18 protein-coding genes are annotated in these 14,154 nt (G+C 39.9%); 10 read left to right on the forward strand and 8 right to left on the reverse strand.

The features are described 5' to 3' along the window. Positions 1 to 220 precede the first annotated feature (220 nt). The 3 genes from IEV27_RS10875 (at position 221) to IEV27_RS20085 (ending at position 1,330) form a co-directional block, all read left to right on the forward strand. Positions 221 to 763 (forward strand): GNAT family N-acetyltransferase, encoded by a 543-nt coding sequence (locus IEV27_RS10875; RefSeq protein WP_188377482.1) that lies wholly within the window; start codon positions 221 to 223, stop codon positions 761 to 763. A 76-nt stretch (positions 764 to 839) separates the two neighbouring features. Continuing rightward, positions 840 to 1,052: a hypothetical protein gene (locus tag IEV27_RS10880; RefSeq protein ID WP_188377483.1), complete on the forward strand. Its 213-nt coding sequence runs from the start codon at positions 840 to 842 to the stop codon at positions 1,050 to 1,052. Between the two features lie 206 nt (positions 1,053 to 1,258). After that, entirely contained in the window at positions 1,259 to 1,330 is a 72-nt protein-coding gene (locus tag IEV27_RS20085; protein WP_373868097.1) for a putative holin-like toxin, read from the forward strand. Between the two features lie 226 nt (positions 1,331 to 1,556). On the opposite strand, the gene IEV27_RS10890 is transcribed toward IEV27_RS20085, so the two are convergent. Beyond that, positions 1,557 to 1,733: a hypothetical protein gene (locus IEV27_RS10890; RefSeq protein ID WP_188377485.1), complete on the reverse strand. Its 177-nt coding sequence runs from the start codon at positions 1,731 to 1,733 to the stop codon at positions 1,557 to 1,559. 133 nt (positions 1,734 to 1,866) lie between these two features. Here IEV27_RS10890 and IEV27_RS10895 point away from each other — a divergent pair, with 133 nt between their 5' ends. The 4 genes from IEV27_RS10895 (at position 1,867) to IEV27_RS10910 (ending at position 3,900) form a co-directional block, all read left to right on the forward strand. Beyond that, a complete protein-coding gene (locus IEV27_RS10895) occupies positions 1,867 to 2,151 on the forward strand; it encodes a hypothetical protein (protein ID WP_188377486.1) in 285 nt (94 codons plus the stop codon). A gap of 263 nt (positions 2,152 to 2,414) precedes the next feature. Then, on the forward strand, positions 2,415 to 3,167 hold the full coding sequence (locus IEV27_RS10900; protein ID WP_229735147.1) for a hypothetical protein: 753 nt from the start codon (positions 2,415 to 2,417) through the stop codon (positions 3,165 to 3,167). After that, entirely contained in the window at positions 3,164 to 3,691 is a 528-nt protein-coding gene (locus IEV27_RS10905; protein ID WP_188377487.1) for a GrpB family protein, read from the forward strand. Before IEV27_RS10900 ends, IEV27_RS10905 begins: the two co-directional genes overlap by 4 nt. A 2-nt stretch (positions 3,692 to 3,693) precedes the next feature. Next, a complete protein-coding gene (locus tag IEV27_RS10910) occupies positions 3,694 to 3,900 on the forward strand; it encodes a hypothetical protein (RefSeq protein WP_188377488.1) in 207 nt (68 codons plus the stop codon). Positions 3,901 to 4,018: 118 nt separating this feature from the next. On the opposite strand, the gene IEV27_RS10915 is transcribed toward IEV27_RS10910, so the two are convergent. Continuing rightward, positions 4,019 to 4,303, reverse strand: a complete 285-nt coding sequence (locus IEV27_RS10915; protein WP_188377489.1) for a hypothetical protein — start codon at positions 4,301 to 4,303, stop codon at positions 4,019 to 4,021. 165 nt (positions 4,304 to 4,468) lie between these two features. Between IEV27_RS10915 and IEV27_RS10920 the strand changes: the two genes are divergently transcribed. The 3 genes from IEV27_RS10920 (at position 4,469) to IEV27_RS10930 (ending at position 6,293) form a co-directional block, all read left to right on the forward strand. Beyond that, positions 4,469 to 4,915 carry a DUF4871 domain-containing protein gene (locus tag IEV27_RS10920; RefSeq protein ID WP_188377490.1) on the forward strand — a complete coding sequence of 149 codons (447 nt, stop codon included), beginning with the start codon at positions 4,469 to 4,471 and terminating at the stop codon, positions 4,913 to 4,915. Between the two features lie 41 nt (positions 4,916 to 4,956). Next, positions 4,957 to 5,748 carry an aminoglycoside adenylyltransferase domain-containing protein gene (locus tag IEV27_RS10925; RefSeq protein ID WP_188377491.1) on the forward strand — a complete coding sequence of 264 codons (792 nt, stop codon included), beginning with the start codon at positions 4,957 to 4,959 and terminating at the stop codon, positions 5,746 to 5,748. A gap of 335 nt (positions 5,749 to 6,083) precedes the next feature. Continuing rightward, positions 6,084 to 6,293 (forward strand): hypothetical protein, encoded by a 210-nt coding sequence (locus IEV27_RS10930; protein ID WP_188377492.1) that lies wholly within the window; start codon positions 6,084 to 6,086, stop codon positions 6,291 to 6,293. Positions 6,294 to 6,768: 475 nt separating this feature from the next. On the opposite strand, the gene dgoD is transcribed toward IEV27_RS10930, so the two are convergent. Genes dgoD through IEV27_RS10960 form a run of 6 tightly spaced genes read right to left on the reverse strand, consistent with a single transcriptional unit; the run spans position 6,769 to position 14,146 of the window. Further along, positions 6,769 to 7,917, reverse strand: a complete 1,149-nt coding sequence (dgoD, locus tag IEV27_RS10935) for a galactonate dehydratase (protein WP_188377493.1) — start codon at positions 7,915 to 7,917, stop codon at positions 6,769 to 6,771. After that, complete coding sequence (locus IEV27_RS10940; protein WP_188377494.1) at positions 7,914 to 8,939, reverse strand: 2-dehydro-3-deoxygalactonokinase; 1,026 nt, start codon at positions 8,937 to 8,939, stop codon at positions 7,914 to 7,916. The genes dgoD and IEV27_RS10940 overlap by 4 nt, the downstream gene beginning before the upstream one ends. A gap of 8 nt (positions 8,940 to 8,947) precedes the next feature. Further along, entirely contained in the window at positions 8,948 to 9,586 is a 639-nt protein-coding gene (locus tag IEV27_RS10945; protein WP_188377495.1) for a bifunctional 4-hydroxy-2-oxoglutarate aldolase/2-dehydro-3-deoxy-phosphogluconate aldolase, read from the reverse strand. Between the two features lie 37 nt (positions 9,587 to 9,623). Continuing rightward, a complete protein-coding gene (locus IEV27_RS10950) occupies positions 9,624 to 12,398 on the reverse strand; it encodes a glycoside hydrolase family 2 protein (protein ID WP_188377496.1) in 2,775 nt (924 codons plus the stop codon). A gap of 18 nt (positions 12,399 to 12,416) precedes the next feature. Next, the gene (locus tag IEV27_RS10955) at positions 12,417 to 13,253 is read right to left on the reverse strand and encodes a carbohydrate ABC transporter permease (protein WP_188377497.1); all 837 of its coding nucleotides are present in this window, start codon (positions 13,251 to 13,253) and stop codon (positions 12,417 to 12,419) included. Between the two features lie 11 nt (positions 13,254 to 13,264). Continuing rightward, positions 13,265 to 14,146 carry a carbohydrate ABC transporter permease gene (locus IEV27_RS10960; protein WP_188377498.1) on the reverse strand — a complete coding sequence of 294 codons (882 nt, stop codon included), beginning with the start codon at positions 14,144 to 14,146 and terminating at the stop codon, positions 13,265 to 13,267. Positions 14,147 to 14,154 lie beyond the last annotated feature (8 nt).

The following is a 14,154-nucleotide window of genomic DNA, read 5'->3' on the forward strand; positions in this document are numbered from 1 at the left end:
TATTTATGATGAACGCTGCCACAATTGGTTGAAAAATTTTCACTATTATTTTTATGAGCAGCGGGATCCTCTGTTTCTCTATCGTTGTATTTGCTTATGTTACTTGAGTTCATAAATTTCGGGTCGGAAATAAGTAAGTAGGAAGGTCGATTGCAAGCCTCTTTCACTTCCAAATGTAAAATCTTTCATATGGGAAGAAGTATTAAGGAAGGAGATTGAAATGATCGTAAAACCAAGAGAGTACGCTATTCATAATCTGCAATACCTCATTAGGTCCGCTGAATGCAAAGATGCTAAAGCCCTGTCGGAAGTTAGATTACAGATCGATGGTGAAACTGAATATATGGATAGAGTACAGGGAGAAGCATACATAGACGAAGAAGGGTTTCAGAAAATAATTAAGAAGGACTCAGACAGTCTTACCAATATATTTTTAGTAGCTGAAGTTAAAGGAGCAATTGCTGGCTTTTCTAGATGCGAAGGAAATGAATTAAAGAGAAGCTCGCATAAGGTGGAATTTGGTGTAGGTGTGTTAATGGCTTATTGGGGATATGGGATAGGAAAGAACTTATTGAAAGAATCGATTAGCTGGGCAGATTCTAATCATATAAGAAAAATGACGTTAAGTGTCCTCGAAACAAATGAGAAAGCTATCAGTATGTATAAGAGCTGTGGGTTTAAAGTAGAGGGAATTTTACAAAACGACAAATGGTTATCTGACGGGGAGTATTACAACACTTTGCTGATGGGGAGTTTACGATAGAAAAAGATCAGGTAAGGATCTGGTACAGAAGTGGTGAAAAAGTGACATATGGTATCAAAGAAGGGAGCAAGAAAATATGAAAGGTATATTATCTTCTGAATGGCGTCTTAGTTGGTATGCTTTAATGATGTTTATTGGGGGAACCATTGCAAGTCTCATATTTAATCTTGGTCCGTTCTCTATATTAGGGTCACTGACTGGTTCTTTATTGATCGTGATCGGCAACGTAATTTACGTGATTTATAAGAAAAAGAACGGAACAAAAAATGAGGAGCATAACACCGGCTGAGTGCCACGCCAGCAGGTGAAACATGGCTGAAGAACCTTGATATCAAAGGGGTTTATTTTTGGAAGCAAAGGTGATTAATGGATGATTATGGTATAATAGGTAATAGATACTCCATTCGATTTATCATCGTTTGGTAAAGGATAGGGTGGTTGGAGTTGTCCCCTAAAGGGGGTGATTCCATGACAACCTTTGAGGCTTTAACGCTTATGATTTCTTTTTCTTCACTGATCATAACGTTAATCGCTGTCGTTGTCGCTATTTTTAGCACAAAAAAATAGCCCCCCTGTTCGGCAAAATGGGTAAGGGCTATTTTTTCTCTACAGAATAGATAACGCCAATCCCCTATCAGAAGAGTGGGTATCTATCTGACCACAGTTCGCGCTGTGGTCATTTCTTTATTATATGATTTGTTACTTATATCATACCACATTTTCTCAGAAATAAACACATGGACCGGGCATGGGGCCGTCTCATACTTTCGTTATTCACGTAGTAAATTTAAAATTAATCAGAGGATTTCTTCTTCCTCCTATGCTTAAATTCGATGGACGATATCTCTAATAATAACCAGGTAACTAATGTAACAAGTAGGTAATCTGGTAATTCTGTTAAAAGGGTAACTAATAAAAAGAGAACGAAAACAATGATAAGTTCTAAATATTTCTTCTTTCTTTTACTCAAGTTTACTTTTCCCCCTTTAACATTCGCTCTTATGTATGAATATAGAGCTATACCCTAAAACCCCTGTTTTCAAAATAATAGAAGAAAGGGAAAATCATTCTAATGCCATGTAGCAGCTGGGGAGGTGATTAGTTTGGCTTTAACGAAAACCAAAATAAAGATTAATAGTTTATGCTCTCTCGTATCAGGTTTAGCAGGTATGTTTTTGATCATCACGCCTTTTACACCCTTAGGTATCTTTCAATATAGCCAGGTTCTTTTCACAGGGCTGATTCTCTACATAGCTTCTTTTACTTTTTCCATAATAGCTTTGAGCAGAAAAGAGAAGAGCTACATGAAGTACTCTCCTTTCATTTTACTGGTGCCGTTTCTTCTTTTGATTATCAGCCTGGGGCCGATGATTGGGGTTAGATTATGAGCCAAAGAGAAAGGAAGATAAAATTGAGAAAGCTTCTTGAAAAAGTGATTTATTTTGCTATGACCCTCGGATTTTTTATCGTGTTAGGAACATAGTGGGGGGAACTATGGGAGATATTTGTACCGATTAATTATAAAACGAACCTCATGGCCATCATTTTCGTCGTACCCGTAATGGCAGCCGTATCGCTCATTCTTTCTGCTTTAATCTTTAAAATTATTAGAGAATCTTAAGTCATAAACCTTCACAAGGAGCAGCCATCCATGAAACATTTCTACGCATTTGAATCTAAAACAGAATATGAACAACACGAAGCCGTCATCGAACACTTCAAAGATCAACTTACCGACTATCAAAAATACTTAGAACAAAACTTTGCTCTTAACGATCTGCCTAAAGCATTCGTATGGACGTCCAAAGAGGCAGCAACCAGCATATTTTCCGACCTTCCGATTCCCGCGTTTACGAATAAAGATACGATTTACCTTACTCCTGATTTATCAGCCTGGAAGAAGCTGTTTCTCGATCAGCTGGAGGATAAAAGGAATGCTTCGATTGAAGAGTATTATCATAACCTGCCGCTCAACCAATTACTTACCATCGCGGGTCACGAGTTAACGCATCACATCGATTTATTTGTCGATGAGTTTGAGGACGAGCGGGAGGACAGCATCTGGTTTGAGGAAGGGATGTGTGATTACTTAGCAAGAAAATACATCTTAAGTGATTCAGAGTTTCAAGAGATCGTAGAGGTTGAGTCACAATTGGTCGAGATGTTTAAAGACAAGTACGGCGATCATTTATTGGATGCGTTCGGACATGCCAGCTATCAAGGCAGCCTGACGGGCATTATGTTCGATTACTGGCGCAGCTTCCTAGCTGTAAAGAATTTGGTCGAAGGTCGGTTTGAACATGATGTTCACCAATTGTTTAAGGAATATCATAAATGGCACCGTGAAGGAAGAAAGGTCCCGTTAACCCGCTTTTTTAACATGGACGGAGGGTGGTTTTTTTGAGAAAAGTTGCAGTTGAACCTTATCTGGAAAAATGGCCGATGATGTTTTTAGAAGAAGCGAAAAAGCTGCGTGAGGTATTCACGACTGAGATACTTGAGATCCACCACATCGGCAGCACCTCTGTGCCAGGATTACAGGCGAAACCCATTATTGACATCATGCCTGTCGTAAAAGACATTACGCTCGTGGATCAATATAATGAAGAAATGAAGCAGATGGGGTACACGCCTAAGGGGGAGAATGGGATCCCGCAGCGCAGGTATTTTGAAAAAGGCGGCGATCAACGCTCGCATCATGTTCATTTTTATGAAGAAGATAGCCATGAAATCAAGCGGCATCTGGCGTTTCGTGATTACCTCAGAACGCATCCCTATGAAAAGCAGCAGTATGGAGAGTTAAAACAGAAGATGGCTCAGCAATTCCCATATGATATAGCGTCGTACATCCAGGGGAAAGAGCAGCTGGTGAGGGAAAGCGAGAGTAAAGCGCTAATTTGGTATGACAAGGGGCATGAGAGTGGATAGGGGTGTTTTTTGTAAAAAATCCTGATGATTTATCAAAAAAGAAACAATATCAGCAGGGATTCGCCGTCATCTATTTAGTGGCAGCCGTAGTTCTTGCATCAACGATTTTTGATGACTACAACGTATTTCTAGTGGGTGTCGTTGTGTTGATGGTTTACTACATTTTAAAATATCTGGTGGGTGTTTATGCAGAAAAAAAGAGTGAGTAAAGACAGGTTCAATAAAGGAGTAGGCAGAATGAAAAAACAAAAAGTCATATAGAAACGAGCGGTTACCTAATGAAGGTAACCCTCTATTAAAGTTTGGTGTTTATAGTAGAAGTAGAAACTATTTATTTTTTGTTAATGATGGATAGGTTTTTCTCATTCTTGCTAAACCCAGCGTGTACCCTAACGAAATCAACACCATTACTCCAATCACCACTAAAGACTCTACAAATGTTCCGCCTGCCATAATGCTTATAACCACACCTAACCCAGTTCCTAGAAGAAGACTCGGTATAATGAGTGCTCCTTTTTTAAACCCTTTGTTTGTAAGGTATTTGGATAAAAAGATTGCCATCGCAATACATACAATCGTACTTAAAACAAAAATTATGGCATCCGTTCTCAATTGGAAATCCTCCGTTTGCTATCTGCTTATTAAACTAATCTGCCTGTTAGTTTAAGGGGAACACGTATATGATTTCAATACCATAGCCTTGAAGAAGAAGGTTGCATTATCTGTAAGTATTTGGAATGATTAGTATAGAGAATTTTTTCCAAAAGGAGGGAGCCCTTGAGAAAATTATACCCTTTGCTTGTTGTTTTACTTGTATGGTTAACGGGCTGTTCGGAAGAAGAATGGAAAGAAAGCGAACGGTTTGAATCAGGTTCTTATCAGATGATTGGAGAGAAAGATCATGTAGGTTTTATTTATGATGGCAGTGAAGTCACTAAATTTTATCCTGATAAAATCCAAAAGTATATGTGGCATTTCTGGGGGGAGGAAGAAGAGTTAGAAGGTGATTTAAAAGTCGTCGGCATCCACGAATCGGGAGATGAAGTGAATGTGCTGGACGAAGTCCCTGTCGCAGTAAAAGAACATAATGGTGCAGATGCTTCCGTTCCTTCAACTATGTCCTTGCCTGATAGCGGAATGTGGAAGTTAAACGCCTATATCAATGACTCCCTTCATGGGTCTGTTTACATTGAAGTTCAGGAGGGAGAAAACGAACAACCGTAAAATGATCGGTAAATGTGAGCAATAGACAGGGAGGTGCTTCTATGACTTATGATTGGAAAAATGCCCCTTCCAAACTAAAGAATTTCGTTTGGCGTCTTGTACAGGAGACAAAATACATTCTGGGTGACCAGCCCCTCGGCTTTTACTTGCACGGCTCACTGGCCATGGGCGGATTCAACCCCCGCCGCAGTGATCTGGACCTGCTCGTAATCACCCATCATCCAATATCGAATGAAACAAAAGCGAGGCTGGCGGCACTCTTTTTGAAAAACTCTAACGATCCTTATCCAATCGAAATCAGCTTCTTGCATCAAGAGCAATTACATAAAAGCACCCATCCTTTTCCGTTTGATTTTCATTACAGCGAGCATTGGAGAGCTGCTTTATCAAACGATCCATCCATATTCATAAATGAAGAAATAAAAACAGATCCGGATCTAGCTGCCCATATTCATATCATCAATCAGCGAGGCATCTGCCTTACAGGGCCGCCCATCACTGAAGTATTTCCTGAGATTCCGCCAGCAGACTACTTATCTTCCGTTATGGGCGATTATGAAGAGTGTATCGAAAATATAGAGAATGACCCTATTTATTGTACATTAAATATGCTGCGCGTCTTGTTGTACGTTAAAACCGGGGCTGCCGTATCAAAGGAAGAAGCGGGGGAATGGGGAGTCATTTCATTCCCGGAAAAGATGAGCAGAACCATTGAGAAAGCTTTAGGCAGTTATCGAAGTGATAAACCCCTTTATTCGTTTGAAAGAAAAGAACTCCTTTTGTTCAAACATTCAATTGATCGCGATGTAAAGGAATTAGAGGCGTGGAACTGATCGAGCATAAGTGCTGGTACTACGAGACGGCATTGGAAGCTGGCACGGAAGATATTCATAAAGACGATAAAATAGAGGTTTAGTTTATAGAATAGTAAGGTAAGTAACTTTTATTAAGTTTGGGTGTATTTGTTTTATTAATTCTATCTTCTCGCCAGGTGATGAAATTTTGCGTGTTCCATAATAGGTATGATCCGAAAAGAAAAAATCTTCATGAAGTACTCACCTTTCCTGCTCCTTCTGCCTCTTTTTCTTTTGATCATAACCCTGATGTTAGTGATCGGATCTGGATGTAAAGGGGCACCGTCTTACTGGAAAGGGAGGGAGGCGTAACGTTGAGGAAGCTGCTTGAAAAAGTGATCCGTCTTGCTTTAGCCATTATGTTTTTTTACGTGTTATGGAAAGGAGTCGGGGCACTGTGGGAGATGTTTGTTCCCATTAATTATAAAACGAATTTAATTGCTTTAATCATCGTCAACCCAATCATGATCCTTGTCTCATTCATACTTTCAGCTTTAACCTTTGAATTTATTAGAAAATCTTAAGGGGCACAGGAGACGTTGAATATACATACGAAGAAAGTCATCTCATGCGTTCGAGCAATATGAACCAATCAACGTAGAATGCATTTATCAATGGACTTATCCAGCAGATTACCTTTCTTTTCTTAAGAAGGATATGAAAAATGCCTCGGATCATCCCATTTATTTTACGTTAAATTGGCGGGGTTCTGTATCGACTTAAAGTAAGAGTTGTTGTAGTAAAGGAAAAAGCGGGGGAATAGGGAGAATGGCAGGAAGATTGAAAGAGCGTTAAACGACAATCATAGGGATAAAGCATTTAATTCATTCGATTTATCTGTAATTTACAGGAGTTATTAAACAAAGAAGACAAGATGGTATAAACAAGCTTTACTTCCTGATGTACATTAGGAACACAAAAGCTTATATCGAGTATGAAACTATAGAAGTCTCATACTCGATGTATTTTCTGTGAAGCCGACCTATTTATGAATTCATTTTACCATTCTGCTATACTTGCATCTTTATGCCGCCATACAGGATTTCTCCAGTTATGGCCATCCTTCGCACGCATTCTTACATACTCTTCATCAATTTCAATACCTAGTCCAGGACCTTGTGGAAATTTAACGTGCCCATCTTTGTAATCAAAGACGCTGCGATCTTTAACATAATCCAGTAAATCGTTTTCTTTGTTGTAGTGAATGCCTAAGCTTTGCTCCTGAATAAAGGCGTTATGAGCTGTAGCATCTACGTGCAGGCAGGCTGCTAACGCAATGGGTCCCAGTGGACAATGCGGAGCTACAGCTACGTCATAAGCTTCAGCCATGGAAGCGATTTTTTTAGTTTCTGTAATTCCTCCGGCATGAGATAAATCAGGTTGTATAATATCAACAAATCCTTCAGATAAAATCGACTTAAAATCCCATCTTGAATACATTCTTTCGCCTGTCGCAATAGGGATATGTGTATGAGCTGCAATATCCCGCAAGGCTTCATTATTTTCTGAAAGTACCGGTTCTTCGATGAACATCGGACGATAGGGTTCTAATTCTTTCGCAAGGATTTTCGCCATAGGTTTGTGAACTCTTCCGTGAAAATCAATGCCAATCCCCACATCTTGATCTACGCTTTCTCGAACATTTGCAACTCGTTCGACGGCTTGGTCAATTTTGCTGTACGAATCGATGTATTGAAGTTCTTCGGTTCCATTCATCTTCACCGCAGTAAATCCTGTCGCTGCTGCTTCTTTTGCAGCCTGACCTACATCAGAAGGACGATCCCCGCCAATCCAGGAATAAACTTTAATAGAATCACGACAGGCTCCTCCTAACAGCTGATAGATTGGAGCATTATAATATTTTCCTTTTATGTCCCACAGTGCCTGATCAATGCCCGCGATGGCACTCATTAAAATCGGTCCGCCACGATAAAAGCCTGATCTGTACATCATGTTCCAATGATCTTCAATACGAAGTGGATCTTTTCCGATGAGTTGTTCCATTAGTTCTTCAACCGCAGCTTTTACGGTATGAGCTCTTCCTTCGATAACGGGTTCTCCCCATCCAGTAATACCCTCGTTTGTTTCAATTTTTAGGAACAGCCACCTGGGTGGTACTTGAAAAAGTTCATAGTCTAGTATTTTCATTCAGACAGCTCCTCATTAATAGAATGATATAATTGTCCAATTTCGGCCGCTCCGTAAACGCTCGCCATTTCGGATTTCTCTTCTTCAGCCATAAGAATTTCTGTGCTCTCATATACATAGGTCAGCAGGTGATAGAACAAACTTTTTAATGGTTCAGACCCACCGATCATTATCCAGTTAACTTGTTCATTTTCCATCATTTGCTCCAAAGCTTCTACATCGTAATATAAGATGGCACCTGCATAGTAATTGGCTCGCTCGTTCGCATTTAATTCGGAGAAGAGCTGAAGCAGCCTGATATGGTACAAACTTCTCGTAACTCCTGTTTTTTGAGCAGCGAGAAAGCCTTTAATAAGGTATTCGGGAACTACCTCTTCAACGAGTGTGGAATTTAAAGAATCAGAAAGGATGGTTTCGTCTCTCACTGCTTTTAACATTTCACCACCCAGCGTGGATCGACAGCTCAGTAATTCTTTGTTTTCGCCAATTAAAACGTACTTTGTGTGAGATCCGGGCAGTATCATTAGACCTTTTCCTTTAGGAGAAAGTTGTTTAAGGAGCCCGTAGGCTTCAACTTCTTCTCCTCTCATCACGTCATATTGATTAATCACACTTAGATTTTCTTCTAAGGAATCAGCCACCACGTTTTTCATACCCGGAATGTAAAGACAAGGTATATTTAAGAATTCCTCAGTCTTTACAACTTGCACTTCTTTAATAAAATCATCTAATCGAGCCGGGGCCGTAATATGTGGCACTTCATGAATTCCTAAGTTTGAAGTAATCATTCCGGCCGCGACTATATACGAAATATCATGGGAGGAAATGGACTGCTGCTTAAGCAGTCGCTGAATTCCTTGCGCCAATTCTTGTTTTAACTTTTCGTTATGACCATCGATCGCTGTATTTCTTACGCCCACCTCTAGTTTTATAGAAGTGATAATGGATACTTCCTTTTCATCTAGAAGACGAATTCGTGAATTTGTTGTTCCGGAATCTATTATGATAATGATATTTTTCACCCGCTTCTTTAGTAAGTGTTAAATTGATCTCTTACCTGAATAAACTGCTCCGCTCTTGCTGTTATTTCATCAAAATTTCTATCAGCTATCAGTTGGCTGCTTACTAACGAACTGCCAATTCCAACGGAGTTCCAGTTTTTCTTAAAGTATCTCGCTGCGTTATCGACCGTAATGCCGCCCACTGCCATGACGTTTAAAAAGGGAAGGGGACCGTTTAAGTCCTTCGCAAAATTTTCACCGACCGAGGGGGCAGGAAATACTTTCACATGCTGCGCCCCATATTCGTAGGCAGTCAAAGCTTCTGTCGGAGACATAATGCCTGGTATAACAGGAATATTGTATCGGTTTCCTGTTTCTATCGTTTCTTTTTTTAAGGTGGGTGCTAAAAGAAAGTCTGCGCCTGCCCGAATGGATGCGCCTGCACTTTCACTATCAAGCACCGTGCCAGCTCCGACGACTAAATCATTGTAATTCTCTTTCATTTTGTTTATGCACGTTAATGCCCCGGGCGTGTTAAGTGTCACTTCGATCACCCGAATTCCGCCTTTATATAAACTTTTAACGATATCCTCGATATGTTCAGTGTTGTCCAGCCTGATGATAGCCACGATTTTCTCTTCATTTATCCGATCTAGTGTTCTTTTCATTCACTCACTTCCTGCCTATCAAAGTGTTATCTGTTTCTCATTCTTTAACCGTTACCTTTTTCTGAGATAGATTATGGATCATGCCTTTTAAAATATATTGGGCGATTGGGGAAGAGGAAAGGCTTTCTTTTATTTTCCATGTCGTCGTTAAAATCTTTCCCTCTCCATATTTTTGCTCTATCAATGTACCGCCATTTTGTCCGAGCCATCCCTGGAAATACCCGGATATAACGTCAGCACTTTCTGCAATGGACGGGTTTCCGAACATATGAATTGTACGGTTATTACTATTTTTCTTATAGTCTGTAAACGGAATGACGTAGTCTGGGAACATCCCCTCAAATTCCCATCCCATTTCTGTTCTTAGAGGTAGATCACCAAACCATTCTTTATCCACGTAATTCATGGATGAAGCTCTGGCCCAGCTTTCACCTAAATCTAATTTTCTAAATGTATACATACTTTTTTCTTTTATCTTATCTCCTTCTTCTGCCAGAAAAATGACTTGGCCTCCTTTTTTCGCATGATTGAGTAATTTGTCATCCAAATAATCTGAGATAATAGTGGAGGAATTGGAAATCTCCTCTTGAGGCTGAGAAAATCCTGCTTCCATAAGTGTGTTTTTAAAATTCTCGTCCTTAACATCAACAAACATATTTAAATCTTCTATTTCCAAGGAGGGAGTGAAGGTTAATTCTTCTTCATTTTTCGCCACCCTCACACCGTTCACGAAAAGCTCTAACTTCAACCAAAAAAACACAGGTTTCTCTATCTCTGGCACTTCAAATTCAATTGCATTCTTATGAGTAGTCAAATTATGCGATACTAACAGTTCTGACTCACCAGATTGTACTTCCTCCTGATTTTCCTTTACAATTGACCACTTCACTTGTGCAGGTTCTTCCCTCTTAAGATCGGCAAGTAAAAACAAATCTATGGATACGAGATCTCCCTGCCAGTAATTATGAGTCGGCAGCTCAGCAAATATTCCATTTGCCCCATTAAAATCAATTAGATTTTCAAAGCCTTCTTTCGGCTCACGCATAAAATCCAGCCATCCGTTTGTTTCCCATTCAATATCGGTAAATTCTGTGACGACATACCCTGCCATTTCTGACTGTTTACGCATTTCTTCTATTAACGCTTTAGTCGCTCGAAACATTCTTCTTTGAGATAAAACGGCCAGCTTTTCATAGTTTTGAAAAGCTTTGGATATCCCGAATTTATCGAAGTTTTGGAATAGAGTGGAGGGCCTTTTATAATCATCTTGATGCGTCTGTTCACCCTGATTCACAAACCACCAGGGCTCTGCCCCATTGTAAAAGCTCTTCAGCTTATCAACGTCTGGAAGCCCCCACACCCCAAACTCTGATACGATCTGCGGCTCGTTATCCGATTGAAAACCTGGCACAAAGTTTTTGTCAGGTTCGCCAATAATGTGTGAGTGTACGTCTTCCTTCCATTGGTTATGTTGTTCCGGCAAAACAAAATATCGATGATAATCGTTGATGTCCGTTTGAATATGGGACCATCCACTGTTATCACAAACTAATCTTGTGGGATCCCATTTTTTCACAAGTTCGTAGGATTGCTGCACATGTGCTTGCTTTTCTTTGTCATTATCGAGGTCCCATTCGAGTCCCCATTCCTCGTTATACACGGACCATATAATAATAGAAGGGTGGTTGTAATCACGCGTAATCATATCTTTTAAACCTTGAATAAATCTTCTTCTTGCCTGAGGCGTCCACTTCACGTAATTCGGTGGTTCTGCCCAAATCAGCATACCGAGGCGATCGGCCCAATATAAGTAACGTGGAAGTTCTACTTTGATATGCTTTCTTAATAAATTAAATCCCATCTCCTTAGCTAATTCTATTTCCTTAATGATCGTCTCATCAGAATCAGCTATGTATATAGTGTCTGGATAGAACGCCTGGTCTAAAGCCCCCCGAATAAAAATTTTCTCATTATTTAAGTACAATTCGTTGTTGTGCTGTTCGATTTTACGAAAACCGAAAGTTGTAGTGGAGCTGTCTTTACTTCCTTCCAGCAAGCTAATTTTCAACTCATATAAATAAGGGAGGGACGGCTCCCAAACTTTTATCCCCGGCACCTTAATGTGACAAGTAACCTTATGGTTTTCCACTTTAATGTCTTCCATTAAAACGGTGCCGGAAAAATGCTCGCCTTGTGACCATTTTTCTAACCCCAAGCTGTGAGGAGCGATGGAATAGTGAAAGCCTGTTATTGACTGGTCATTCGTTTCACCCTCTAAGAGAAAAGATAATTCCAGTCGTTCCTCATCGACTATAGGAGTTAGAAAAACTTCTGAAATATATGGCGCAGGTCGTTCTTCGATAAAAACATCCTGCCATATACCGCTCACTCTTGTGTACCAGCTGCCTTGTTTACCAATTGGAATTTCAGCATTATCAGCCGGGTCATAAACTCTCACAATTAAGCTGTTTTTTTCTTCTATTAAATCCTTATTAATCCTAAATTCAAAAGGAGTAAATCCTCCTTCATGGGATCCGATCTTATTTCCGTTCCACCAGACATCTGCCTGGTAATCGACAGCCTGAAAACATATAAACAGCTCGTTTTCATCAGAGCAAGATACATCATCTATGCGCTTTTGATACCAAGCTGCCCCTTTATAATCGAGATACTTTTCATCTTGCTGCCAAATGTGAGGGACAGTGATTATTTCACTCTCCCCAATCCCCTTATGCCATAATTCTGTTTCGCCTTTATTTAATGGGTCAATTTTGAAATCCCATTGACCTGATAACGTCATTTGATTTCTCATAGAATCGATTCCTTTCTGCTACTTAATCCCAGTCATAGCAATCCCTTGAATAATGTGTTTTTGGAATAAAATGAATACAATGATCGCTGGTACACTAGCTAATGTGTTAACAGCCATCGGAATCATAAGTTCCGAAGAAAATGAACTTTGGAAGGTCGGAATAGCCACTGGAAGAGTAAACATAGATTCACTATTTACAGCCAGGAAGGGCCATAAGAAGTCATTCCACGACATAATAAAGGTAAAGATACCTAGCGCAGCCATACTTGACCGGGATAAGGGAAGGAATATTTTCCAGTAGATTTTCAGCAAACCCGCACCGTCCATTTTTGCTGCTTCCATTAGTTCATTTGGTACTCCATCATAGAATTGCTTTAATAAAAAGACACCTAACGGCATAGCTAAGTTCGGCAGAATCAAAGCACTATAGGTATTCACTATATTCAACTCGATCATGATTTGAAATAATGGAACGATCATGGCTTCAATCGGTACCATTAACCCTGCAATGATGAGCCAGAAAATTAAATTTCGCCCCACAAATCTCAGCCTGGACAAGGCAAAAGCAGCTAAAGAGGTCAGCAGTAATGTTAATACCGTCGTAATCGAAGCGACAAAAAAGCTGTTAAAGGTCCATCTCCAAATCATCGCATTTTCTAATACGTACTCGTAATTCGCCCATGTGAAAGGAGGTGTGAATAGCTCACTAATAATGGTGACGGATTCACCTCTAGGAGTTATGGAAGTAATAAACATCCATACGATAGGAATTAACCAGGCGGCTATAAATAGATAGCTGAATATATAGAGTAATTTCCGACTTACGTTCATCTTTTTCCTCTTGCGTGCTGTCATTAATCTCCCCCCTATTCCTGTTTCCCTGTGAAGAATTTAAATTGAATGATTGCGACAAGAATGGTAATAGCGAACAATACGTAAGACATGGATGAAGCTACTCCCATATCTTGTTCAACAAAGCCTTTTTCGTAGATGTACTGTACCAACGGTCTAGTTGAACTTCCCGGACCACCTTCTGTCATCAAATATGGCTGTCCAAATAATTTGAATGAATTAATCGTTTGCAAAACGACGATAAGTAAAATGACATTCTTTAACGAAGGCAATGTAATCGAAAAGAACGTGCGGACCGGGCCGGCACCATCAATCTGGGCAGCCTCATAATGCTCTTTTGGTATTTCCTGAAGTCCCGCTAAGAACAGAACCATATTAAAACCTAACGTCCACCATACCGTAGCAATTAAAATCGACATCCAGGCAAGATTCGGTTCATTCAGCCAAAATATCTCCTGCTGTACTCCGAATTTCTGTAGTATAGAGTTCATAAGACCTGTGTATGGCTGAAAAATGAACACCCAGATACTCGCCATTACAGAAATAGAAAGAATGAATGGGAGGAAAAATCCCGCCCGCAAGAAAACGGTTCCTTTTAATCCACTATTTACAATCAGCGCGACAAGCAGCCCCAGAATGATTAACACGGGAGTTGAAATCAATACGAAGTACAACGTATTCCCAAGAGCCTCCCAGAAGTAGCCATCCGATAACATCGTTTTATAATTTTTCAAACCAACAAATTCAGGGTCTAAACCGAACTTCCATTCACTGAGGCTTATCTTCATTCCTTTTATAATCGGATAGACCATAAACATTCCATATATCATTAAAAAGGGAGCTAGAAATAAATAAGCAGCCAGATGGTCTCCTTTTTTGCTGAAAAGGTCCTTCATGTAATTCG

This window comes from Halobacillus andaensis, from assembly GCF_014636475.1.
In the GTDB taxonomy this organism is placed as follows: Bacteria; Bacillota; Bacilli; order Bacillales; family Halobacillaceae; genus Halobacillus_A; species Halobacillus_A andaensis.